The organism is Chryseobacterium sp. 22458, assembly GCF_052044975.1.
Classification (GTDB): Bacteria; Bacteroidota; Bacteroidia; order Flavobacteriales; family Weeksellaceae; genus Chryseobacterium.
The window spans coordinates 1,027,601-1,053,898 of record NZ_JBQEOA010000001.1 but is presented as its reverse complement, the minus strand read 5'-3'; the positions used below and the strand labels follow the sequence as shown (position 1 = coordinate 1,053,898).

The window sequence follows — 26,298 nt, the reverse complement described above, 5'->3', positions numbered from 1 at the left end:
TATTGTATTACTTTTTAGTGTTATTACTCATAAAAAAACCCGGATAAAAGTCCGGGATCTGTATTTTAAAGTAGTTTGCATTAATCCAATACACTCCATCCTCTCTTAGGATTGGTGTTGGTAGAAACTTCCTGCTCATTAACGATGATATTTTCTTTTCTCTGACCGATGTAATCAAGCTCACTCAGTTTAGCGAAAATAGTCTCAAGACTTCTCAGCATCTGCTGAATATAAACCAAAGGTTCTCCGCAGTTGTGGTGATCATAATTGGTTTCTGCTACAATAGAAAGCTGGTTCAGTAAAGTGTGAGGCGCAATCTCACTCCACTCCAAGCTGTAGTTCAGCATCTCTTCCAGCTCGGCAGGAACAAGTAGCTGAGTAGAATTATATAGATGAAGCGCCAGTCTTGCAAAAGATTCGATCAAAAATACAGGAGGTTGCCATGGTGTGATATTTCTGAACTGGAAATACATATCTCCAAACGTATTCACCATGGTAGTACATAAGAATTTAACATTCTGTGCCAATGCCGTATTCTGATTCTTATGAGAGGCTTTCTGAATGATTTTGAACGCATACTGCTGCAGATTCCCTATCGACTTTGCAAAGCTGCTGTAATAGTCTACCAATGCCGGATGGCTCTGGATAGAAGTACAAGGCGGAATAAAATTGGAATCTACCTGAGCAATATTTGCTTTTAAATCCACTTTTCCGATAATCAGATAATTCCCTCCGGAATAGCTGCTGTTCAGAGAAGTTACAGGTAATAGCTCAATATGATGATTCGGCTGTGCACTTGGATGGCGTGGCGGAATCTCTTCCGGGTCAATATCCCCGAAAGGAACCTTGTCAAAAGGATTTACAGAAATTAAAATATAATATTCTCCGTCTGCCTGCTCTTCATTCATGGATTTTGCCAAAGACTTCACGCTGATCCTTCTGTCTGTCAGTTCAATACGGTATCCTGCCATAGTCACAGCACTGCAACGCTTGATAACAAGCTGTACATCATTGGTTGCGGTATTATGAACGTCAAAAATCGTTCTGTCTGTAAATTCAGTAGAGATCGGCAGAAGCCCGTAGTTATATGTAGTAATCCCAAGTGAATTGGAATCTCTGATGGTATCAATTAAGAAATTATCCTGATCATTAAGGTGTCTTTGGGAAACTTTCATCCCATCCACCCAGTTGATTGCAAAATGTTTAATAGGTTGTATCATGTTAAAATACTTTTAAGTTTTTGTGATTATGCTTTTCTTGCGACTCCCTCCTCTTCATGCTGAATGACTCTTTTACAAATTACCACTTCATTTTCAGAAATGTTGTTTGTAGTGATGTCCTGGTCGAAATCTATATATTTTCTAAAACTGAAAAACGATTTTTTAGTATAAAAGATCCAGTAATATGGCTCATTTCCTTCATCTGAAAGGTGAATAACAGATCCCGGATTCTTATGGTTGTAATCATCCACTACCCTGTAAAACCAGTCTCCGAAAGTAACACCCGTTGGAAGGGTTTTTGCTTTAATTCTGAAACGGTTGGCATCTTCAAGCTTTTTGCTCAGCTCAACGTTCAGTACCATCAGTCTGTCAAAATCTGCTCCTTCAAAATCAGGAAGCTTCTGCTCAGGAGAATACCTCCATGTTTTATAAATATCAAAAGGAATACTGATAAACTGAATGTAGCAGTAATAAAATACCATAGGAACTACAAAAATCAGCATACTTGTGGCTGCCATTACCGCATTTCCCAGTCCATTACTCATCCATTTGAAAAGAAGGGTAAACAGGTAACCTCCCAAAACGATACACGTTAATGAAAGAATAGACTCGAACAAAATGCTCATCGCCAGAGAATCAAAATGCTTTTTGAAATATTTGTGTAATAAATTGACATGGATAATCCCGAAAATAAGGTAGATCACCTGTGCTACAAGATACCATTCCGGATTAAAAAGATTTCCGGCAAACCCGAAAACGCCAGGCAGAGCCAGACATAAACTGCACAGAAGAACGTATACAATAATTACTTTAATTTTTATCGCAGGTTTATTCCGCCTGATTATACCGAGTATAAACATCATAATAATTGCGATCAAAGGCATTAAGATATACCTTAAAAAAATACCTTTTACTGAAGAAATTTCCATTTGTTTCTTTTCGAATTTATATTGTGTTGGTCGTTGTAAATATAATAAAATAATTTAGAGGAATGTAGAGTATCCAAGGCGGCTTGCGTTTCTGTCATCATCCTCAAGACTGAATGAATATTCTACCTTTTCTGTGACAAAATTTTCTTCCACGTCTACAGTCACCGGAAGGAAATAGTCATACAAAGCCTGAAGCACTTTTCTGAACGGACTTCCCGGGATGTATTTTTTCATCTCCTCATAAGGGATAGGTCCTATATTCACAACCCAGTTCCGCTGCCCGTCCATATGCCTTCCGCTTGGGATGTAGGTAACGCCCAGCCTTGAATTCCCCAATAGCATAGAATCGTCATTCTTTTCAATTTCATCGATAACATTCGGAGAAAAAGTAACTTCTACCGGTACCTGCAGAAATGCAGTCATACATCTTTCAAACCATCTTTTATCTCCCCTGATCTGATGGAAAAACGGTAAGATATGCATAAAAATGTAAGCGCTCTGCTTATCGAGCATTCTGACCAGTGGCCATAGCTCACTCACCGTATCCAGCAACGCATCCGTATTGCTTGTAATATCAAACTCAGACTCTTTAAGTAAAGCACTGATCTCTGTAAAAAAAACTTCCAGCTCAAAAGGACGGAAAAACTTACGGGCATCTTCTTCTACCCTTTTCTGTTTCCGGATCTCCCTTACCACTGTATCTACATTCTTTCTTGAAGCGCCAAGAGAAGGCGGATGGAAAAGCCCCTCCGGAAGATAGTCGTAAATCCCCTCCCTGTAGCTTTCTATGGTAAATACTTCCTCGTCAAATCCTAAATAGCTGCTTGAAATACTCTTGATATCCTTCAGGTAAGCACGGTCGTTCACTCCAACCCTGTCAATAAAAATATTGCTTACCGTCCGGTGGTATTTCAAAAGATTAACAGCCACAGCTTCAGCCTTAAAGTCTGTCTGCAGCTTATTGTAATGCATATCTACAATATTATTCTCATACATAGTGTTTCCTCTGATTATGACTTGTAAAGATAATATATCTCGTAAGTTTGAAAAAATATTTTACTAATAATTTTATCCTAAAAATACTAATTTATTGACATTAAAAGGAATAATTTTAAGTAATTTCCGTAAAAATACGGTAATATATGATTTTGCTCAAGGTTTAAAATTTAAAGTTTCAGATTCAGTATCAGTATTTTATGAATTTAAGTTAAGAGTTAAGATTGGTGCGGAATCACTCCTTTTTATCTTAATTCTTGATTATATTATCTCTCTATCCGTAAGCCTTAGCCTGTATTTATCCCCCAAACCTAATACAATTCCTTTTTATCTGAATTAAATTTTATTAATATCATCTTTATGGAATAAATTCCGGATAATGTATGCTCATTCGGAAAGTGGGCCGTATCTTTGCAGACTGAAAATTGTTATTTAAAATGAAAAGTATTTATTCTAAAATTCTGATTTTAGCATTCATTTCCTCTTCACTTTATTCTTATGCGTGGGGACTGACGGGGCACAGAGTAATTGCAGATATTGCAGAAAACCACCTTTCCAGAAAGGCAAAGAGAGAAATCAAAAAAATAATGGGCAAGGAACGTCTTGCTTACTGGGCCAACTGGCCGGACTTCATCAAATCTGATACGACAGGAGTATGGAAGCAGGCATCATCATGGCATTATGTAAATATTGATCCACAGACGGATTTCAAGGCATTTGACCAAAACTTAAAAATGCAGGCAGGACCAAGTCTCTACACTCAGATCAATACGCTATCCAGCCAGATCAAGGACGAAAAAACCTCAGCAAAAGACAGAAAAATTGCACTCATCTTCCTGATCCACATTATGGGCGACCTTGCACAACCATTGCACGTGGGAAGAGCTGACGATTTAGGAGGAAACAAAATCAATGTTACTTATTTCGGGGAAAAAACCAATTTGCATTCGGTTTGGGATGGAAAACTTGTGGATTCTCAAAAATACAGCTATACGGAATATTCTCAACTTTTAGACATCAAATCTAAGGAAGAAGTTGCTCAGATTCAGTCCGGAACATTGGAAGACTGGTTGTATGATTCGCACAAAATCGCCAATAAGATCTATGCACAGACTCCTAACGATTCTAAATTATCTTACGATTACCAATATAAATTCAATGAAACGGTTGAAAGACAATTGTTGTACGGAGGATTAAGACTGGCTAAAGTATTGAATGAATTATTCTAATCACGGATTACAGCTTACAATATTACTTTAAATAAAAACGGAACTTCGGTTTCGTTTTTTTTTTGTTTGGAAAATAGGGATATGATTCATGCTAAACCACCCTGTCGAAAATTCTTTGAATTTTCGACACCCCTCCGAAGGAGGGGAATGATGGAAGTCATTGATACGAAAGTCTGTTCTTGGTACTGTTCTCCTTCTTTAGTGCTTCTTTTTTGGCCTTTCTTCTTATTCTAGCTTCTCCTGTTTACTTCCGGCAAATCATAAATTTCACAAAAAAATAAAATTGGTGTAACCTTTTTATGTTTTCAAACGTATATTATATAGTAACTCTTTTTTGAGGATAAAAATAAATGAGACAATTAAAAATCACTAAGCAGGTTACCAACAGGGAAACTGCTTCATTAGACAAGTATTTGCAGGAAATTGGTAAAGTAGAACTGATCACTGCGGACGAGGAAGTAGAATTGGCACAAAGAATACGTGCTGGCGACAGAGCCGCACTTGAGAAATTGATCAAGGCCAACCTTCGTTTCGTAGTTTCTGTATCTAAGCAATACCAAAATCAAGGTCTTTCTTTACCCGATTTGATCAATGAAGGTAACTTAGGCCTGATGAAAGCAGCAAAAAGGTACGATGAAACTAGAGGTTTCAAATTTATCTCTTATGCAGTATGGTGGATCCGTCAATCAATTTTACAGGCACTGGCTGAGCAATCAAGAATTGTAAGGCTTCCGTTGAACAAAATTGGTTCCATCAATAAAATCAATAAAGCATACGCTCACCTTGAGCAGGAAAATGAAAGACCACCTTCTCCGGAAGAATTGGCTGAAGTTCTTGATATGAGCGAGGAAGATATCAAGGAATCAATGAAAAACTCCGGAAGACACCTGTCTATGGATGCACCTTTAGTAGAAGGTGAAGATTCCAATCTTTATGATGTATTACGTTCAGGAGAATCACCTAGCCCGGATAAAGATCTGATGCTTGAATCTCTACAGATCGAGATCGAAAGAGCATTGAACACGCTTACTCCAAGAGAAGCTGACCTGGTAAGACTATACTTCGGACTGAACGGAAAACACCCAATGACTTTAGAAGAAATTGGTGAGACTTTCGATCTTACAAGAGAGAGAGTTCGTCAGATCAAAGAAAAAGCGATTAAGAGACTAAAACACAACACCAGAAGTAAGATCCTTAAATCTTATCTGGGTAAATAATTTTAGCGCAACAATTGTATAGGCGGGGTCTGTTTTCAGGCTCCGTTTTTTTATTTTTGTCTAATTTAAATTGACCACTTCAGCCCCTTACAACAAAACTGGTTTTAAATCAATTGTAACAAATTTTAAAATAATTTCAACTAATACCATTATAACAAATAAACATGACTACATTACCTACAGAAAATAAAATCTCAAAAGATAAAAACGTTCTTCTTGTTTTGCAGAATGCTCCGGATACCAATGCCGAACTTCAATATCTGACGGATCATTTTTGCGGATCAGTAATCAACAGTCCCGATGATCTTAGCACCAGCATCAATAAAAAAATTTATGTTTGCGGAGATCTGAACTTTCTTAAAGACAATACCCAAAAGGTACATATCATAAAAGAATTGTCCGTCAATTATGATCATCATCTGCAAAATTCAAAAGTTGTAAGCCTGGGAGAAGTTCCTGTGATCGTCAGTAATGCAGGAGTCTATTTCAGAAAACTGTTTACCGATGAACGCAACTTTGAGAAAATTAAATCTGAACATGATTTTCAGGAACTCACAGAATCCAATAAAGAAAGTAAAGCATTCAGAAAAGGAATTTATCTCAGTAAAATTACCAAAGAAACTACTGAAACTGGCTTAGAAGCTTTTCATTATCATCTTTTGAGATGTTCAAGTAATCTCACGGGTCCCACAGATAACTTCAGGGAGGTAGATACCCAGATCATCAATCTGCTGAACGAATGTGTGCAGGATACTTTTGAATACAACACAGATATGAACCATGCTCTGGTACAGATCTATGAAAACAAAAAGAAAACAGATGATTCTCCGAAGGAAGTAAAAGCCAAGATCAAAGCACATTCAGATAAAACCAAAGACATGCCTAAGGAAGCGCTCATAGCATTCTGTACATTCTATGATGATTCCAATGCAGATTTGCTGAAACCTTCAGATACAGACAGATTTGATGTATGCTATAAACAGACCAGTGCACTGACAAGGCTTCATTTTAAATTAAAGAAAACGGTTGAAGATGATGCTCTTGAAAAAGAGTTCAGTGTTACCCTGTATCCTGATTCTGCATTTCTGATTCCGCTTTCTACCAATAGGCTGTATACTCATGAAATCAGGCCGTCTGTTCTGGGAGTAGATCAGATTCCTGTTAGAATGGGTTATGTAGTCCGATGTTCTAACCTGGAAGCAATGCATACAGAAGGTCAGACCTACATCAAAGAAAACGGTCAGTATATCCAGCTTGAAGAAATGACTCCTGAGCTTCGTGAACAGTTGCGAAATTCTTATTATGAAGAAAACAGTACTGAACATATGATAGAATATGGAAAAGTTCATTTCAGCATGAATTCAGGGGATTACGAAAAACCAATTTTTTAATCATCTGAAAAACATGAGCCATACAGCATTTCACAAAATAGTTCTTCCTTTAGAAAGAAACCTTTTCGATGAACTGTTTCATTCCACTGAATTCGAATCTACCGGCAAAGGCAGACTTGGAAAACACCTCGTAAGATGGGATGGGCAGCATATTCCGGTGGTAAGAACCACTACCCGATATACAATTCCTGCAACTGCTTTTTCAGAAATTCATCAAAGCCTTATTGAGCTTATCAACGAAACTCTTTCCGTTGAAAAGAAAGATATATCTTTCCAGAATTTCAATAATGCACTGATTGAAGTTTATGATGCGGTGTATTCTAAAATGGGTTTTCACTCTGATCAGGCTTTAGATCTGGAAGACCATTCTTTTATAGCTCTTTTCAGCTGTTATGAAAAGCCGGATGAACTTAAAGATTTTCAGCTGAGAAAGCTTGTCATTAAAAATAAAACAACGGATGAAGAATCTGAAATAATATTGCATCACAATTCTGTTGTTTTGTTTTCGTTGGAAACCAATAAAAAATTTCAGCACAAAATAGTCCTGAACTCTATACCTGATCCGAAAATGAAGGCTGATGATAATAAATGGCTGGGTATCACTTTCAGAAAGTCCAAAACTTATATTCAGTTCAGGGATAATCTGCCCTGTTTTTCTACCGGAGAATTATTTAAATTAGCTGATAAGGAACAGGAATCAGAATTCTTTCAGCTCCGGGGCCAGGAAAACCGGTCGCTGGATTTTGTTTATCCGGATTTAAGTTATACGATAAGCCAGGCTGATCTGCTGATCCCAAAACACAAGCAATAATTTTCATCCACACTGATTTTACCAAATAAGGAAAATAAACTGATAGAAGAAATTAAAATTTTAAAATAACGCTTTACACCATACCTCATGAAATATACCACAAAATGGCTCACCGATAAAGCCCGGATCAAAGAACTCGTAGATTTCTTTATTACCCATAAAACGGACTCTTATATTTCCCATGGCGAAATGATGTCCGGCAGAGCACTGGATTCTCATCACTGGAATCCTGATCTGGAAGTGATTCTTACGGAGCAGCTGCTCACAGATTTCAATTCTGACGGGAGCTCAAAACTCAATATTTTAATTGCAGAAAATGAACATGGCGATATTGTGGGAATGATGGTTTTCAATGTGATCAACAGCCCTTTTAAAAAGTATGCTATTTTAGAGGATATGCTTCTGGACCAATCGGTAAGAGGTCAATCTCTGGGAAGTCAGCTTTTAGAAAAAGCCATTCAGGAATCTAAGAGCTGGAACATCAGTTTCATTCTACTGGAAAGTGGAGTCAATAATCATGGAGCTCATCATTTTTTCAGTAAATATGGTTTTAAAAAAGTATCGGAAAGTTATATTTTAACATTATAAAATGATTCTCATACTATAATTTCTCGCTGATTTTGCAGATTACGCAGATGTTTATGGAGAAAAATACCTGATTTGCGAGAAAATTTCATCACCACTTTTCATTCTTGTATTAGTGGCAATTATAAAAACATCAGTCAACTTTACCGGAGATAAATAAATTCTGGTACTTTTAAAATACAAACATAACAACCTCTGATGAACACCATTTCAATAATAGGAGCCGGAATTGGCGGTCTCACCCTTGGCAACATTCTGAAGCAACATGAATATGATTTCACGATCTACGAATCTGCCCCGGAAATAAAACCCGTGGGAGCCGGAATCATGATGGCCGTTAATGCTATGCAGGTTTTTGACCGGCTGGGCCTCAAAGAAAAAATTGAAAATGCAGGAAATAAAATTCACAGGATCAGTCTGGCCAATGAATCAATGCGGGTATTTTCAAAAACAGATCTGGATCTGGAAACCCAGTACAATTCCTGCAATGTTGCCATTCACCGGGCTGAACTTCAGAGAATTCTTGCTGAAAATCTGGATAAAAACTCCATTAAACTGGCGCATTCTTTACAAAAGATAGGAAAAAATGAAAATTATACTTTAGATTTTGAAAACGGGGCTCAAATTGAAAGTAATATCGTATTTGGTGCAGATGGTATAAAATCTGCCATCAGAAATCAGATCTTAAAAACAGGAATCATCAGGAGTTCAGGACAAAAATGCTGGCGTGGACTGGTAGATTTTGAACTTCCGGAACAGAATCATCATGAAGCTTTTGAAATGTGGGGAAAAGGAAAACGTTTCGGTTTTGTAAAGATTTCTGAGAGAAAAGTATACTGGTATGCCTGTATCAATGAAAAGAGCTTTGGCAGATACCTGAAACTTATTGATATTTTCAAAGATTTTGCCCCTCTGATCCTACAGCTGATTGAAGCTACAGCAGAAGAAAATATAATCTGTAATGACATTTCAGACCTCGCCCCTATTCCCAAATGGTATGCAGAAAATTTATGCCTGATTGGTGATGCAGCTCACGCCACTACTCCGAATATGGGCCAAGGCGCCTGTCAGGCTATTGAAGATGCCTATATTATCGGCAGATTGTTAGAAACAAACAGAGATTTTAATGCTGTATTTGAAGAATTTCAGAACATCAGACGAAAAAAAGTAGACTATATCGTCAATACAAGCCGTACCATCGGAAAAATATCACAATGGGAACATGGAAATGTATTCCGGAACTTCCTGATGGGCATGATTCCGGAAAGTATGAATCAGAAAATGGCAAAGAAGATTATAGAACTCGAAATGTAAAACACACTTTTATAAGATTTTAAGAATAATTATCTTTAAGTATAAAAAATATCCGAAATATTAATAACAACTAAAAATTAAAACATGAAAAAAATCTTTTATGCGCTGCTCCTGATGATAGGGATCAATACAGCGCAGGCACAGGAGGTCCCGTTACTGGACAGAGGATTGTTCTTCGGTAATCCTGAGATCTCAGGAGGACAGCTAAGTCCGGATGGAAAATGGATTTCTTTTACAAAAGAATACGGAGGAATTATGAATATATGGGTGAAAAAAATTGATGATCCTTTTGATAAAGCCCGTCCGTTAACTGATAGTAAACGTCCCCTGAATGGTTATTTCTGGTCAGAAGACGGAAAATATATCCTATATGTAAAAGATAATAACGGGGATGAAAACATGAATATTTTTGCTGTAGATCCTATGACCAAAGCAACAACCGGAGTTCCGGCATCAAGGAATATCACTCCTCTCAAAGAAGTTGCTGCCCAGATTTATATGGTGAGCAGAAAAGATCCCGATTTGCTGATGGTTGGTTTAAATAACAGAGATAAGGCCTGGCATGATCTCTATTCTTTGAAAATTTCAACAGGAGAAATGAAAAAGTTATATGAAAATACCGACCGTGTTACAGGATATGACTTCGACTGGGATGAAAAACTGAGAGTATTATCCAAAACCGATGATAAGGGAACTACCCAATTCCTTTACAAGGACGGAGATAAACTGACTCCTATCTACGAAACCCTGGTGACGGAAAATGCCTATATCTCAAACTGGAATGAAGATAATTCCAAATTTTATCTGGTTACCAATAAAGGAGACCTGGATAAGTCCGCTCTATTCCTGATGGATCCGAAAACAAAGCAAATCACAAAAGTTGAAGCAGACCCTAAAGGAAAAGTAGATTTCGGAGGACTGTCTATGGACAGAAATACCAGGAAGATCATTTCCACATCATATACGGGAGATAAAACAGAGTATTACTGGAAAGATAAAACCTGGGAAGATAACTATAAATTCCTTCAAAGTAAATTCCCGGGAAGAGAAGTTAATTTTGCCAGCTCTACAAAAGATTATTCTAAATTTCTGGTTTCGGTATGGGGTGATAAATATGCTTCTGAAGCGTATTTCTTTGATGCTAAAACCAGACAGCTGATCTTCCAGTACACACCAAGAGCAGAATTGAAAAAAGTGGAAAAGTATCTGGCAGCAATGACTCCTATTTCCTATAAAAGCAGTGACGGGCTTGAAATTCCGGCTTACCTGACTTTACCGGCAGGATCGAATGGAAAAAATGTTGCTGTAGTAGTTCTGGTGCATGGAGGTCCGAAAGGTCCCAGAGATTATTGGGGATACAATTCAACCGTACAGTTTTTAGCCAACAGAGGATATGCTGTACTACAGCCGAACTTCAGAGCCAGTGGCGGATATGGTAAAAAATTCCAGAATGGAGGAGATCTTCAATGGGGAAAACTGATGCAGGATGACATTACCTGGGGCGTAAAATACCTGATTGATCAGGGAATTGCAGATAAAAATAAAGTAGCCATTATGGGCGGAAGCTATGGCGGATATGCTACACTGGCAGGCTTGGCATTTACACCGGATGTATATGCTGCGGGAGTAGATATTGTAGGACCAAGTAATCTTTTTACGCTGCTGGATTCTGTACCTGCTTACTGGGAATCAGGCCGTGCTTTCCTCTATGGTATGGTAGGAGATCCTAGAACTGAAGAAGGTAAAAAAAGAATGCAGGAAGCAAGCCCGTTATTTAGTGTAGACAAAATCAACAAACCGTTATTGATTGTTCAGGGAGCCAATGACCCAAGGGTGAAACAGGCTGAAGCAGATCAGATTGTCATTGCATTACGTGACAAAGGTAAAAAGGTAAATTATATTCTGGCCGATGATGAAGGCCACGGATTCCGTAAACCTGTCAATAATATGGCCATGTATGCTGAAACAGAAAAATTCCTTTCTGAAGTTATTGGCGGAAGATACCAGAAAGACATGCCTGAGAACGTGGCAAAGCGTCTGAAGGAAATGACCGTAGACATCAAAAAAGTAACTTACAAACCCGCTGAAAAAGTAAAAACAGCGGAAGTTGCTAAATAAAATAGCTTATTAAACAAACAAAACCATCTCTACAATGAGATGGTTTTTGTTTTACTTATAGGTTTTCTGTACGAACTGATTCTACCCAGTCAACAATTTCTTTGATCTTTTCATCAGACAACTTTGCGCCCTGATGGAGATAAAGATATGAAGGAAGCGGCATTTTTCTCTGCATGATCTGATTCTCAACAGCGTCCAGTTTATGAGACCGTTTCCTTTTGCTGTAAAGCCCCCACACATTAAAATTCAGTTCTTTTTTCCCTTCTTTGATGTGATTTTCAAGAAAAAAACTGAATGGCTGAATGTATCCATAAACAGGGTAATCCGTTGAATTACTATGGCAATCGTAGCATGAGGTTCTTAAAATTGACTGTATATTTTCAGGGACCTTATACACTTTTGAAATATCAGAGGAAGGTACCTGTCCATAATCAATATTACGGACAGGCTGAATCACCTGAATGATTAAGAAGATAAGGATACCTCCTAAAAATATTCTTGTAAAAGAACGGTTCATTTTTCTACAAAACCTTTTTTACAGATCCGCAGTTGAGCATTTTTGTTCCTTCATAAGGATTTACAATTTCCTTTGTCTCACTGATCCAGGTTCCTCCTTTCCCATTATTGTACATAGGGCAGAAATCCTGATATAATTTTAAACCGCCGGTTCCCACTTCTCCAATCAGATCTGTAATATCATTATTCAACGAAAGTAAATGTTCTCTCTGGTGTGCTATATCTTCAGCATTGTCCCCAATATGTTCTGCATTTTCTGAAGCACTTTCCAGAATATCACGCAGTTCAGAATTGCTTTTGGCATCGGTCTTACTGATATCTATTTTCTTTAATACAGAAAACAGGTTTTTAGCAGCATCGGAAGCTTTTTTAGAATCATCCTGTGCCAGGGCATTTTTTAAAGGGAGATAGCCTTTAATAATCTGCTGAACCGGAAAAGCTGAAAGCTCAACTGTTTCTTTTTTATTTTCTTCCGGGCTTTCTTTTACCTCCTGGTTTGAAGTTTCAGCAGGTTCCGGGGCGTCTACAGTTTTGATTTCCTGCTCTGTTGCTTTATTTTCAGAGACTTTATTTTCGGGTTTATTACAGGAGTATAAAGTAGCTCCCGCCAATAATACGGTTATTATATTTTTCATTATTTTTTTTAATAATATGCTTAAAATTAATACGTTAAGGTAAGACCGGCTCCCCAGCCCATTTCATTATCATAATTTCCGGAAACGGATAACCATTTTTGCAGGATATATCTTACTCCCGTTGAAAACTCTCCATCGGAATTCACACTGAAATTCCCTCTCAGCCTTCTGGAAAGCGGGATATCTTCCCTGCTCAGTTCCAGTAAAACTTTACCATTCTGATCAATACTTGCATCAGCAGTAATAAGCATGGGCAGAACGTATTGCATACCCACCATGAAAGCCAGTTTGTTTTTGGAAGCTTTCTGCTGCCCAAACCAGGTTTTCTTGCCATGGAAATCCATGCCCATATCTTCTGCCATCTGTCTTTCCATGATCTCATGATTCTTCTGAACCCTTACTCCTGCATAAGGCAATGCCCATTGGAATTTTCCTAAAAATCGTCCTACTTTTGCACTTCCTTCAAAATGATCGAAGTTCCAGTTGGTATGAAATTCGTTCAGGTTCGCCCATCTTGGTCCGAACATTGTCATGGTTTCTGCATGTATTTTGTTGCTTGCTACATCCAGCATAGCCATAGAGCTTACCATTTTATTGTCTTTCAGGAAGTTTTTCCAGGCCAGTTTTCTGTTGGGAAGCTGTGGATTCGGTTTAGAGTTTTCATAACTGAAGATTCTGCCCATTCCCGCCATCATATGATACAGGATATGACAGTGGAAAAACCAGTCTCCGTCCTGATTGGCTGCAAATTCAATCGTAACCGTTTCCATCGGCATGATATCCACTACATTTTTCAGTGGTGAGTATTCTCCTTTTGAATTGATCAGTCTGAAATCATGCCCGTGAAGGTGCATCGGGTGACGCATCATGGAGTTGTTGTACAGTTTAATCCTAAGGATTTCTCCTTTTTTTACCAGGATTTTATCTGTCTCGGTCACCGTCTTGTTGTCAAGGGTCCACAGATAATGGTTCATATTTCCTTCCAGTGTAAATTTCATTTCACGAATGCTGTCTGTAGGAAGAATCGTTTTTTCAGGAGACTTTAAAATATTGTAAGATAATCTTTTGATGGTTTTCTCCTCCTTCATATCCATTCCGGCATGTTGAGAATGATCTTCAGTCTTTTTCTCCTCCTTCGTTTTTACTCCCATCATTTCGTTCATATGCTTCATGGTCTGCTTTCTCTGGCTTTCCGGAAGTTCAGGATACATCACTTCGTTCATATCCATCATCTGATTCCCCATCGTCATATTCATTGGCTTCATATTTCCGCTCATTTCCATCATCCCGTTCATCATTTTCATGCCTTCAAAAAGCATCAGTCTTGGCAGATTGGGAGCTTCTACTTTATCACCGGAACCCAGCCAGAGGGACGCATGCCCTATTCTGTCTTCCGAGGTAGCCCTGAATTCAAAGCTTTTATTTTCAGGAATCATAACTTCAATATCATAGGTTTCAGAAACCCCTACAATCAATCGGTCTACTTCTACAGGAACCACATCATTTCCGTCATTACCGACTACTTTTATTTTTCCGCCACCATAATTCAGCCAGAAATAAGTGGATGAACCTCCGTTGGCAACTCGCAGTCTTACTTTATCCCCTGCCTTCAGATTTGAATAATCCGAACTGGGCACTCCATTGATCAGGAATTTATCGTAATATACATCACTTACATCCATGGCTTCCATTCTTTTCCATTCATTCAGTGCCTTGGTACCGAAGTTTCCGGATTTAATCGCTTCCCAGTAACTCTGTACTGCATTTTTTTTCACAGCATACCAATCTGTATTGGCCATGTGAAGTCTGCGGGCAATCTGCATAGGATCATCATCACTCCAATCTCCTAATAAGACAGGAATTTCTGCATTATATCCGGTTTTTGACTCGCCTTCTCTCTTTTTAAATACCAGAATTCCGTTCATCCCGATCTGTTCCTGCAGCGCTTCATGAGAATGGTACCAGTAGGTTCCGTTTTGAGAGATTTTAAATTTATATAGGTGCGTTTCGCCCGGTTTTACAGGTTTTGTGGTAAGGTACGGAACACCGTCATGTTCATTGGGAAGAATCACCCCATGCCAGTGAAGGCCTGTATTTTCCTTAAGCATATTGTGCAGATAAATTTCAGCTGTATCTCCTTCTGTAAAATACAGTGTAGGAGCCTGAAGTTTACCGTTGATCGCAAGGGCTCTCCTGTTTTTTCCTGTAAAATTGACAATCGTATCCTTTACATACAGATCATAACGAACTGTTTTCCCGCCAAAAGTAACTTTCCCGTTTTCTGAATTTCTTTTTAAAACAGGCTTTTCTACTTTTGAATCTTCAACTGCATTATGCTGATGGCTTTCTTTTTCTACCAGCTCCATTCCGCATTTAGGACATTTTCCGGGTTTATCCGAAATTACTTCAGGGTGCATTGGACAAGTATAAGCTGATTCCGATTGAGCTGCTGTATTTACTTTCTTAGTTTCTTCAGCTTTTTTAATATCTGTTTTTGACTTATTTATTTTTGCTTCTACCGGTTTTGTTTTTGTCTCTGCTTTAGGTGTTGGTTTTACCACAGGCTTTGTTGCAACCGTTTTCTTTACCAATGTCATCTTGCACTTCGGGCATTCTCCAGGTTTTGAAGAAACTACTTCAGGGTGCATGGGACAGGTATAATAGGTCTTTGTAGCTTGTGCGAAGGTAAAAACAGAAAACAAAAGTACCAGAAACATCATTATTTTTTTCATAACATTCCGAACTTTTAGAAGTTGCAGAGCTTAAAGTTTAAAATGAATTAAACTCCACAACTCATTGTTTAAAAGATTAATGCAATACTTATTTAATTTCTGACTTTACACTTCCGCATGAAAGCATAGATTTTCCGTAGTACGGGTTCATGATCTGTTTTTCATCACTTAACCAATTCCCGTCGGCCATCGGACAATATTGTACATAAACCGGTTTTTCAGATAATTTGAATTCCTTTGTAAGGGCAATCATATTATCTGAAAGATTGAAGAAATTTTCTCTTTGAGCGGCCACATTTCTCGCTTCTGAAATGGCGGAAGCATCTTTTCTCAGAATATTAAGATTTCCTTCTGAAACCAATTTATAATCGATTGTAGAAGCAGTTTTAATGAATTCCGTAGCAGCTTTCGATGTCTTGTCTGCATCATCTGAAGCTAAAGCCGATTTGATGGCAATATAGTTCTGATACAGTTTTGAAACCTGAGCGTCTTTTTTAGACTGTGCTGAAAGTGAAATAATTGAAAATAAAGACAGGGCTGCTGTAATGATATACTTTTTCATTGTTTTAAATTTTAGAATTAATTTTTTATAAAGAATAAAGGTAACGCACAGGTAATGCGTTGAGACATGTCATTGGTAACGATGTTATCACAACACCGAAAACGACTGACGGATTCTAAATTCTAAAATTACAATGATTAATGTAGATAGGCACAGGCCTGTACTCCGGCGGTGCATTGATCTGAATTTGTGTAAACTTTGTGGCTGAAAACGATTTGTCGATAACGGCGAACTGATGCTTCACCGGAATTTCTGATACAGCGCTTAAAAAATCAATTTTAAGAAGATCAGATTTCTGGGAATCATCTACCTTTACGACTTTGATCTCTGTTTTGCAGCAGCTTTTTTTATCTTTAACCCCACATTTCCCACAGATATCATCTGTTTTCTGGCTTACGGAAACAAATTCCTGCATACAATAATGAACGCTGAAAGCTGCTCCGGAAGAAAATCCGAAGTAGAAAACAGAGAACAATATGGCAAGAATCTTTTTCATTGATAGCACAAAGATAGAAATATCCGGAAAACCATTGTTATAAAATTCGGTACTATTGTTATAAAATTAAGGTAAATAAAAACCTCTGAATTATTTTTCAGAGGTTTTTTTATTTTAATTGCTTCCGCAGATTATGCTCATTAAGCAGATTTTACAATTTAAATTCCAGTTTCACATTAAAGAAACGCCCTGTAAGACGTACCGGAACCGGATAAAGATTGGTGTTGGAAGAGTTATAATCTGTGATCCATTGGTTTGCAACCGTATTATTGATATTAAATGCATTGAAAACCTGAACACCCAACGTCAGTTCCTGGAAATTACCCCAGAATCCCGATCTGCTCTTTTTATCTTTAGGATCAATAAATACTTTGGTTAATCCGATATCTACCCTTTTATAAGCCGGAAGTGTTTTCTGGAACTTGTAAGCAGAATTAAAATCAGGCTGCCCGTTGCTGTCAAACATTACAGGAGCCCCTGTTGGCAGACCCATCGCATACACCAAAGTAAGGTTTACCCTCATAGACGGAAACTGCGGCATATAATCCTGATAGAACATGGCAAATCTGAATCTTTGGTCCGTAGGTCTCGGAATATCTCCTCTTCCGCCAATATTTTCATACACTCTCGCATAACTTGCAGAAAGCCATGAATCTACTCCAGGAACAAATTCACCGAACAATCTGGTATCAATACCATATGAATATCCTTTAGCATTATTGGCTCCGGAATAACGGATTCTTACATTATCCATATAATACGGGATCAGGTTATCCATTTTCTTATAATAAAGTTCCGTAGTCAGCTTAAACGGTCTGTCATACATCTGAAACTCATAGTCATTGGCAAGAATGACCTGAATGGAACGCTGTGATTTTATATTGGAGTTGAAATTTCCGTCAAGGTCTTTAATCTCTTTATAGAAAGGAGACTGATAATAGATTCCTGCCGAAAGTTTGAACAACATATCATTATCCCAATCCGGTTTGATAGCAAACTGGGCTCTTGGGGAGAATATGGTTTCTTTGTTGAAACTCCAGTTGGCCACTCTTACTCCTGCATTCACAAATACTTTACTGGCTCCCCAATAGAATTTCTGTGAATATTGAGCATATGCAGACAGTCTTGAAGGTTCAATATTATTTTGTCCCGCAATATAATAGGCCAGTTTAAGATCTCCGGTCGCTCCTGTTCTCGGATCGATATCAGGCCTTGGAATACTGTACCCTGCAGAATCTACCAATCTCCATTCGTTGGTATTATCTTTCAGGTTTTCTTTTTCATATTTAAAACCTACTTCAAAATCCGTATTTACGTTAGGAGAAAATTTTGCTCTGAACTGGGTTCCATAAGTTCTTACAAATAAATCATTTCTTGCATGATCTATCTGCCCACCGAGATCATAGGATGCAACAGGTTCCTGGGTTTTAGGATCAAAGGTCTGCAGCTCATATTGCGATTGTATGCTATAATATTCTTTTTCTCTGTTTTGGTAGGCAAAAGCATCCAGGGTAAACTTCCAGTTATCCGCCGGTTTATAATTCACAGAAAATGTCCCCATCATATTTTTATACTGGTCATTTTCTTTACCTCCATATCCTATATTTACAGTAATAGGCTGCTGAAGACTTCCGAATGTTACACTTTTCTGCCTTGGAATCATTTCATAATCATTCTTGGAATAATAACCGATGAATGACATAGAAAGCTTCTCATTAACATGATAGTTAAGGTAAGACTGGAAATCCCAATAGGTAGGGTTAAAATCTGTATCTTCCTTTAAGGTATTAAGAACAAGGTTCGTATTCCTGTATCTTCCTGAAAATAAAGCGGTAAACTTTTTATTTTTTGAAGCCAGACCTGTGGTAAGCCTTCCTCCTATCAGGCTCGCTTCTCCTGAAACTTCAAATTTTTCAGGTTCACGGTAATAGATATTTAAAGCGGAAGACATTTTATCACCATATTTGGCTTCAAATCCTCCTGCTGAGAAATTCACCGTAGAAACCATATCCGGATTGATGATACTCATACCTTCCTGCTGAGAATTTCTGATGAGGAAAGGTCTGTAGATTTCAATATCATTGATGTAGATAAGGTTTTCATCATAGTTTCCGCCACGAACCATATATTGGGAAGACAGCTCGGTATTGGAGTTTACGGAAGGAAGTGTTTTGAGCAATCCTTCAATTCCTCCACTTATGGTAGCAGCAGCTTTCGCATCTTTTGCTGAAATACGGACATTGGTAATGTCTTTTGTGCTTCCTACTGCTTTTTTCTGGAAGACTACTTCCTCTATATCGGTCACTTTAATGGTCGCTGTATCCTTTTTTCTGTGTTGCGAGAAAATCAGTACAGGGACCATAAGGCTTAGCGGTAAAACTAGTTTTTTCAAAAGAAATATTTTAGAATTTCTAAAATTAATGTTTTTTTAACAATTACAAAATCGATTCTCTAATTCTTGTTAATTTTTGTAACAAATCTTCTAATAAATCCAGTCTTAACATATTGGCTCCATCAGATAATGCTGTTTCCGGTGTAGGGTGTGTTTCAATGAAAATTCCATCTGCTCCTACTGCAATTCCTGCTTTAGCTATGGTTTCAATAAGATCCGGTCTCCCTCCTGTCACTCCTGAGCTTTGATTGGGCTGCTGCAGAGAATGGGTAACATCTAAAATTACCGGAGCATATTCTCTCATCGTAGGAATTCCTCTGTAATCCACAATCAGATCTGTGTATCCGAAAGAATTTCCTCTTTCAATGATCGCTACCTTCTGGTTATCGGAATCTGTAATTTTCTGAACAGCAAACTTCATTGATTCCGGTGAAAGGAACTGCCCTTTTTTCAAAGAAACGCATTTTCCTGTTTTTGCTGCAGCGACTAAAAGGTCAGTCTGACGTACCAAAAATGCAGGAATCTGTAATACATCCACATATTGTGCTGCTAATGCTGCGTGCTCGTTCTCATGAATATCCGTTGTTGTCGGAATATTGAAAGTCTCTCCTACTTTTTTAAGGATTTCAAGAGATTTCTCTTCTCCAATCGTCGTAAAAGAGTCTACACGGCTTCTGTTCGCCTTCTTGAAACTTCCTTTAAAAATATAAGGAATATTATATTTGTCTGTAATGTTGATTACTTTTTCAGCAATCCTAAGTGCCATATCTTCCCCTTCAATAATACATGGGCCTGCAATAAGGAAAAAGTTCTTTGAATCTTTGTGCTGAATGTTATCTAAATACTGAATCATTTTGTTGGTATTAAAAGTTCAGTAAAAATACTGAGAAAGTTTCAGACTTGGAAATTATTTGGGGAGAGAGTGAGATTTTAGAGTACTAGAGAAGATAATTGTCATATTTTGATTTGGATACCTTTTTATTGATTATGTTTTGATCAAATTTTTGAGGAAAATTCAATGATACAATGTTTTTGTGTCTCAACACCCGGTTTATCATTTTGAAAGATCTTTAACATCACATATAACTGAAGCTGGATTACTAATTGAATGACAAAGATTAAGGATGGTTTTAATAGAATCTGCGTGATCAGCAAGATCTGCGAGAGCAAAATACTTAATAAGAACAAAAGTTGAAATCATTTCTCCTCATACTTTTCATCATCCGGTTTGTTATTGTACAAGAACCTAAACATAATATAAATATAGAAGACAGCTCAGGTTTTGGCTGAAGCCAATGGCATTTTGTTTTATAAAAAAACGGGCTAAAGCCCGCTCCTATTAAATTTTGTATTGCAGACAAGAACTACTCCATCTTTCTCAACACCTTCTCAAACGTATTGACATTCCTGCTGGTCATTTGATCCTTAAGGCTTTTTTTTCCTAAAACCTTCCCGAAAGTAGAATCTAAGGTATTACCTTTCGGAACCTGCCAGTAAAATATATCATTAATAATTTCGGCCTTTTCATCTTCTGCCTGGGTTGCTTTTTGAAATTCTTCCATCAAAACCTTTTCCACTCCCGGCATTCCTACAAAACCATAGATATGAAGCCCGTCATTTTTTTCAAAGGGAATACTTTTCCAAAGAACCTCCGTTTCTTCCTGGGATCTGATGAACAAAAATGCTTCGTAAGAAAAATGTTCTGACATTGCTTTTTCCAGCAATACTTTCAAATCTTCAGCATTCTTATCTGAAGAAAAAACAATATTTCCGGAAGCAAGAACAGAACTTACCTCTGTCATTCCGGCATCTTTGAAGACCTGGCAGACATCGGCCATTTTCATATTGGTTCCTTTTACGTTGACGCCACGGAGAAAAGCACAGTATTTCATAGTTAGGTATAGATTTTAGTTATCAGGCTGCAGCGAATAATAAGGAAGTGCTGAATTCGCTGTTTCTGGTTCCAGGTTCTCTTTATTTAATCTTTTAATCAATCCTGATGTACAAATTATAATCTGTTCCCGAGGGCTTCAGATGATAGATTCTTTCAAGGATCTTATTATTGCTGTTCAGGTGATCTTTTACCCTGAATTCTTTCAAAAGTCTGTAATGGGTTTTATAGTAGTCCGCATTTTTTCCTTCTTCTAAATTCTGATAAGAAAGCAGGTATTTTGGTTTTCTGTTCTTTACCGTATTGATCCAGTAATTGGCTTTATCTTTTTTGATTTCTTCCTGAATTTGTTTGTCCACCAGCCCTACTTCATCTATCGTTTTCAACCCTGAAAAATAAGGCACATATCCGGCCGGTTCTAGTAAAATCCACTGTTTTTTATCTTTTTCATACTGATGTAAAAATAAGCCGATGGTTCTCCGGTAATTCCACTCCCCGTTTCCTGTAGCAATAGAATGAACGGTCTGAAATGCCAGCATCGGAAGGATATAAAATACAACCAGCAGAGACAGCCACAAATTTCTTTTCTCTTTCTGCTCCAAAATGAAAATAAGGACCGGAACAAAAAGTAAAAGTTGTGGTACCCAGTAATACCAGTCGAACAGACTTTTCTGAGAGATAAAAATAATCTGTTTTGTCCATCCGAAAATAAAGATAATCCACAGAAAGAAGTTTCTTGTACCTCTCTGTCTGATCAGGTAAATGAAACAAAGAAGTTCAAAGACCAGAACCACTACCGTAAGCGGATTAAAGTCTCCGGGAAATTTCAGCATTCCCCAGAAGTTTCCAAAGCTTTTAAAGAAATAACCGATATGCTGCTGAAAGGTAAAATGATCTTCATAAAGCAGCTTCTTTGCGGTAATGGTATTATTCACCACTTCTCCAAAATAGAACCAGTTGAATGCTAATGTTGATACAACACCCAGAATTCCGCCAAAAACATAATTCCATCTGATTTTTTTATTGCAGAATACATCCACAAGGAAGACAATACCTAAGAATATAACCGTATCAATTCTTGTAAACATAATGAAAACAGGCAACAAGGTAAGTACCCATTTTTTTCCTTTATTAAATCCATAATACAGCAATACCATTTCCAGGAAAAACAGGAGTCCGTATTCCATACCAAGGATTGAAATTTTAATGGATGGAGGCAGAATACCGATCAGAAAGATAAAAACAGCCTTATGCCAGGGATTTTTAAGAACCAGATGAGAGAGAAGTAATGTTCCTATTGTAAATAATATGGAATTAAATATCAAAAGAGGCTCAATAAAGTTTTCTTTACCAAAAATAAGGTTGAAAAGATAAGACACAAAAACGTACAGATGAGTGGTAGATGCAGAGATTTTGGTATCTCCGTTGAAACCGATCACTCCGTAATCCAATAAATTCTGGGCAACTCTCCAGGTAATAAAAGCATCTTCCTGAATATAATGCGTTAATAAAAAAAGAAGTTTAAAAAGAACCGTAATGATGACGGCATAAATTGGGAATTTGCTATTTTGTGCTTCAGCCATTATGTATTTTTAGTTTCACAAATATAACCTTAAAATTCAGGATTCCCAATAATAAAAAAACGGAACCGAAGTTCCGTTTTAAAAATATTTTATTGTGTTGCTTTGATAATCGCAGAAGTAATCTGATCTTCTTTTTCTTTCGAATAAGTAGAATCAAAAGGTTCCATGACATCAAATAAATACTGATAGAATGGCGTAATCTTTTGAACTTCTTCAGATTCTTTCATTGCTTTCTCTTTGCCCATCTGCTGAAGATCTTTTACAAAAGCATTGAATTTTTTATCAATCGGCTCAATGGATTTTACCAGATAAGCATACCCTTTTTCTTTCTGACCTATCTTTGTATAAGCATCGGTAACAGCAGCTACTATAAGAGAATACTCCATCGGTTTCGTTCTCATTTGTCTTCTCAGATAGCTTTGGTCTGCCTTGGAAAGACTTTGATAATAATCATATTCTTCAAAGATTCCTTTCTTAAGTACTTCCGCCAGTTGAAGACCTTTCTGCTCCTGTCCTGCAATAATATATCCAGATACAATTGAGCTTAATGAACGTGGATCATTGTACTTTTCAGCAGGAATTTCCTTAGCAGCAAGATCAAGAATTTCCAATGCCTTTGCTTTCTGTCCGCTCAATGCAAGGGCTGCCGCAGCTCTGCTTGCTGACATTCTGTAGCTGATGATATTGGAAGTAGCCGTTTCGTCAAAGTGAGTATTAAGATCTTTAAAGTTACCCCATCTGAAGTTTTTCACTACATTATAAAGATTGTTGGCATCTACTCTTCCCATATCACCATCAGCTGTAGGAGGCGTCTGGATAGGGATCAGCCTGTAGCTGAAACCGTCAAACTGAAGATAGTCATTCAGGTAGAAAATGTTTTCGCTGTCATAAATTCCTCCTGATGAGAAGTTGATCGGACGCTTCCAGTCGAAGTTCGCTAACAGGTCCATCAGAATCAGGTTGTTTTTATAAAGCGTATTTCCTTTATAGGTAATCATGATCTGATTGGCTACGTTAGGAAGATCTGCCTGGTTGATGATTCCTGCTTTCAATGCATTTTCCTTATTAACGGGAAGAATGAATTTGTTGACCGGAAGAATATTGTATTTCTCATATTTCTCTTCTCCGAAGTACATTTTCAGTAACTCATCTTTTTCAGGAGATTTGAATTTGATGAAATTAATCGCCTCTTTCAATGTTAAAGAATCCTGAGTAAGATATTTTCTGAAAGACTGGAATTCAGTATCAGGAGCTCCCTGCTCTTTCAGCATAGAGAATACTCCTTCCCAGTCTTCCTTCTTCATCATATAGATCTGGTCGTTTACCCCGTCTCTGTAATCATCGTGGGTTAACTGACTAGGAATTCCCATTGCGTTGTACGTTCTTCTTTTCACCTGATCAAGATTCCAGGGCGTGGAAGCAAGGGTAAAGTTCACTACTTTCACATCATCTCTGAATCTTTCCGTTTCCTGGATAGCCCAAACCGGATAAGTATCGTTATCACCATACACGAATAGGATATCATTTTTCGGTAATGATTTTAGCACGGAATACGCATAATCATATGCTGTATATCGGTTACTCCTGTCATGAACATTATAGTTCTGGAAGCCCATCATAAAAGGTACGCCCAATAAAACAACTCCTAATGCAATATTGGCACCGTTGGATTTAACCTTAGACTGTAAGAACCACAGAATGGCTCCGGCTCCCAACCCGATCCAGATAGAAAAAGCATAGAAAGAACCTACCATGGCATAATCTCTCTCTCTCGGTTCGAAAGGTTTTACTCCTGTATAGAAAATAATTCCTACACTGGTTATAATAAATAAGGATAATAAAGCATAGAATCTTCCGAAATCTCTGTTCAACTGGAAAAAGAATCCGATCAGTCCTAAAATTAACGGAAGGAAGAAGAATTTAACCGTACTTTCATTTTTAAATTTAGCAGGCATTTTATCCTGGTTTCCTACAATTACATTATCTACGAAAGGAATTCCGGAAATCCAGTTTCCTTTAGTGCTTTCCATATTACCTTCAAGGTCATTCTGTCTTCCCACAAAGTTCCACATCAGGTATCTTACGAAATAATATCCGTTCTGGAAAGAAATGAAATAATCCATATTCTGAAGCAATGAAGGTTTCTGAACATTGATCAGGTTATAAGGTTTCACTTTCAGGTAATCTGAAGCAGTGATCGACTTATCTTCATATTTCGTTCTCAATTCGTCAAAAATCTGCTTGGCCTGTGGGTTGTCTGCCACATCTTCATTAGCATAATTGAAGGTAAAATCAGGAGCTCCATACATTGAAATATAATTAGCCATTACATCTTTGTCCTCGTTGAACATTCTTGGCATTAAGCTTATCTGAGATTTGTTGAAAACATAGTTGAAACGGTCTCCTGTTTTTCTGTAAGTTCCGGTTTTTTCATCTTTCTCGTAGATTTCTCCGGTCTTTTTTGTTTTAAAGCTTCCGTCTTCGTTCTTTTCAATTCCGTTGGCATCAAGGAAAGCGGTGTAATTCTGCCCGTAGATCGTTGGCCAGTCACCGTACTGCTCTCTGTTGTAGTAATCCAGCATACCGATCGCAGTATCAGGATCGTTAAGGTTCATTGGCGGATTAGCATTTGCTCTGATCGGGATCACCATCCAGCAAGAGAAACCGATGATCATATACACCACAGATAAAGCAACGGTCTGATACAGATTTCTTTTTGTTTTTCTGGCAAATTTGATGATGAAATAACAGATCGCAGCCATCAGGATAAATGCTGCAATAGTTCCTGAGTGGAAAGGAAGTCCAAGACCGTTTACAAAGAAAATCTCCAGTCTTCCGAACATCGTCATGATCAACGGGAAAATAATCTTGAAAACTACAATCAGGATTCCCAGTGTTATAAGATTGGCCCAGATAAAGTTTTTCCAGGTAAACTTATAGTTTCTTGCATAGTATACCAGACATACCGCAGGTGTTGCCAGCATACACATCATGTGTACTCCCACAGACAGTCCTAAAATAAAGAAAATAAGGATAATCCATCTTTCACTGTCTGCTGCTTTGTACTCATTTTCCCATTTTGTGATCAACCAGACCAAAAGAGCGATAAACATTGAAGCCATTGAATACACCTCTCCTTCTACTGCAGAAAACCAGAATGTATCTGAGAATGTGAAGCACAGTGCGCCTATTGCTCCTGCAAATAAAATAGAAATTTCCTGGTGTTTGGTGATTTCCTCGAATTCTTTGTTTAAGAGTCTTCTCACAAAGTGCGTGATCGTCCAGAATAAAAATAAAATCGTCAGCGCACTGAACAATGCAGACATCGCATTGATTACGATGGAGTAATTTTCGCCTTTCCCTAATGCAAAAATGGCTGCCACGGCACCCACTATCTGGAATAAAGCCGCTCCGGGAGCGTGCGTTACTTCAAGTTTTACTGCAGAAGAAATGTACTCGCCACAATCCCAAAAACTGAAATTGGGTTCTATGGTGGACAAGTACGTGAAAAACGCAATGACGAAAATCACCCATCCTAAAACGGTGTTCCATTGCCTAAAAGTCCAATTTTTCATAGTATTAAATCAATTATGCGAAAATAAGGCTTTTATATTATTTTATGCGGGTTTTAACAAAATTTAAAAATTTTGGAATAGTATTTGCGACCATAGTCGTGATAAA

General features: G+C 37.7%; 20 protein-coding genes. 7 read left to right on the top strand and 13 right to left on the bottom strand.

Going from position 1 to position 26,298, the window contains the following annotated elements:
* Positions 1–80: 80 nt before the first annotated feature.
* From ACTJJF_RS04615 to ACTJJF_RS04605, 3 genes are read right to left on the bottom strand one after another with little or no spacing between them, the layout of a single operon-like run.
* Positions 81–1,220 carry a hypothetical protein gene (locus ACTJJF_RS04615; protein ID WP_440698836.1) on the bottom strand — a complete coding sequence of 380 codons (1,140 nt, stop codon included), beginning with the start codon at positions 1,218–1,220 and terminating at the stop codon, positions 81–83.
* Positions 1,221–1,246: 26 nt separating this feature from the next.
* Entirely contained in the window at positions 1,247–2,149 is a 903-nt protein-coding gene (locus ACTJJF_RS04610) for a TssN family type VI secretion system protein (RefSeq protein ID WP_312305941.1), read from the bottom strand.
* Positions 2,150–2,203: 54 nt separating this feature from the next.
* The gene (locus ACTJJF_RS04605) at positions 2,204–3,145 is read right to left on the bottom strand and encodes a type VI secretion system baseplate subunit TssG (protein WP_312305938.1); all 942 of its coding nucleotides are present in this window, start codon (positions 3,143–3,145) and stop codon (positions 2,204–2,206) included.
* 437 nt (positions 3,146–3,582) lie between these two features.
* On the opposite strand from ACTJJF_RS04605, the gene ACTJJF_RS04600 reads away from it, so the two are divergent.
* The 7 genes from ACTJJF_RS04600 (at position 3,583) to ACTJJF_RS04570 (ending at position 11,810) form a co-directional block, all read left to right on the top strand.
* On the top strand, positions 3,583–4,374 hold the full coding sequence (locus ACTJJF_RS04600) for a S1/P1 nuclease (protein WP_440698835.1): 792 nt from the start codon (positions 3,583–3,585) through the stop codon (positions 4,372–4,374).
* Between the two features lie 350 nt (positions 4,375–4,724).
* Entirely contained in the window at positions 4,725–5,591 is an 867-nt protein-coding gene (locus ACTJJF_RS04595) for a sigma-70 family RNA polymerase sigma factor (protein WP_002979276.1), read from the top strand.
* 164 nt (positions 5,592–5,755) lie between these two features.
* Entirely contained in the window at positions 5,756–6,982 is a 1,227-nt protein-coding gene (locus tag ACTJJF_RS04590) for a hypothetical protein (RefSeq protein ID WP_440698834.1), read from the top strand.
* 13 nt (positions 6,983–6,995) lie between these two features.
* Positions 6,996–7,793: an alpha-ketoglutarate-dependent dioxygenase AlkB gene (locus tag ACTJJF_RS04585; RefSeq protein WP_440698833.1), complete on the top strand. Its 798-nt coding sequence runs from the start codon at positions 6,996–6,998 to the stop codon at positions 7,791–7,793.
* Positions 7,794–7,880: 87 nt separating this feature from the next.
* Complete coding sequence (locus ACTJJF_RS04580) at positions 7,881–8,381, top strand: GNAT family N-acetyltransferase (protein ID WP_440698832.1); 501 nt, start codon at positions 7,881–7,883, stop codon at positions 8,379–8,381.
* Positions 8,382–8,576: 195 nt separating this feature from the next.
* On the top strand, positions 8,577–9,692 hold the full coding sequence (locus ACTJJF_RS04575; RefSeq protein WP_440698831.1) for an FAD-dependent monooxygenase: 1,116 nt from the start codon (positions 8,577–8,579) through the stop codon (positions 9,690–9,692).
* A gap of 84 nt (positions 9,693–9,776) precedes the next feature.
* The gene (locus ACTJJF_RS04570) at positions 9,777–11,810 is read left to right on the top strand and encodes a S9 family peptidase (RefSeq protein WP_440698830.1); all 2,034 of its coding nucleotides are present in this window, start codon (positions 9,777–9,779) and stop codon (positions 11,808–11,810) included.
* A 55-nt stretch (positions 11,811–11,865) separates the two neighbouring features.
* On the opposite strand, the gene ACTJJF_RS04565 is transcribed toward ACTJJF_RS04570, so the two are convergent.
* From ACTJJF_RS04565 to ACTJJF_RS04520, 10 genes are all read right to left on the bottom strand, one after another.
* On the bottom strand, positions 11,866–12,327 hold the full coding sequence (locus ACTJJF_RS04565) for a heme-binding domain-containing protein (RefSeq protein ID WP_440698829.1): 462 nt from the start codon (positions 12,325–12,327) through the stop codon (positions 11,866–11,868).
* A gap of 4 nt (positions 12,328–12,331) precedes the next feature.
* Positions 12,332–12,961: a DUF3347 domain-containing protein gene (locus ACTJJF_RS04560; RefSeq protein WP_440698828.1), complete on the bottom strand. Its 630-nt coding sequence runs from the start codon at positions 12,959–12,961 to the stop codon at positions 12,332–12,334.
* 26 nt (positions 12,962–12,987) lie between these two features.
* Entirely contained in the window at positions 12,988–15,678 is a 2,691-nt protein-coding gene (locus ACTJJF_RS04555; RefSeq protein ID WP_440699230.1) for a multicopper oxidase domain-containing protein, read from the bottom strand.
* A gap of 103 nt (positions 15,679–15,781) precedes the next feature.
* Positions 15,782–16,255: a DUF3347 domain-containing protein gene (locus ACTJJF_RS04550; RefSeq protein ID WP_440698827.1), complete on the bottom strand. Its 474-nt coding sequence runs from the start codon at positions 16,253–16,255 to the stop codon at positions 15,782–15,784.
* Between the two features lie 115 nt (positions 16,256–16,370).
* A complete protein-coding gene (locus tag ACTJJF_RS04545; RefSeq protein WP_312305915.1) occupies positions 16,371–16,751 on the bottom strand; it encodes an HYC_CC_PP family protein in 381 nt (126 codons plus the stop codon).
* 151 nt (positions 16,752–16,902) lie between these two features.
* Positions 16,903–19,143, bottom strand: a complete 2,241-nt coding sequence (locus ACTJJF_RS04540; RefSeq protein ID WP_312305914.1) for a TonB-dependent receptor plug domain-containing protein — start codon at positions 19,141–19,143, stop codon at positions 16,903–16,905.
* A gap of 43 nt (positions 19,144–19,186) precedes the next feature.
* Entirely contained in the window at positions 19,187–19,996 is an 810-nt protein-coding gene (gene kdsA, locus ACTJJF_RS04535) for a 3-deoxy-8-phosphooctulonate synthase (protein ID WP_065397984.1), read from the bottom strand.
* 511 nt (positions 19,997–20,507) lie between these two features.
* On the bottom strand, positions 20,508–21,035 hold the full coding sequence (locus ACTJJF_RS04530) for a DUF1697 domain-containing protein (protein WP_440698826.1): 528 nt from the start codon (positions 21,033–21,035) through the stop codon (positions 20,508–20,510).
* 94 nt (positions 21,036–21,129) lie between these two features.
* Entirely contained in the window at positions 21,130–22,617 is a 1,488-nt protein-coding gene (locus ACTJJF_RS04525) for a hypothetical protein (protein ID WP_440698825.1), read from the bottom strand.
* An 89-nt stretch (positions 22,618–22,706) separates the two neighbouring features.
* A complete protein-coding gene (locus tag ACTJJF_RS04520; RefSeq protein WP_440698824.1) occupies positions 22,707–26,192 on the bottom strand; it encodes a glycosyltransferase family 117 protein in 3,486 nt (1,161 codons plus the stop codon).
* Between the last annotated feature and the right edge of the window lie 106 nt (positions 26,193–26,298).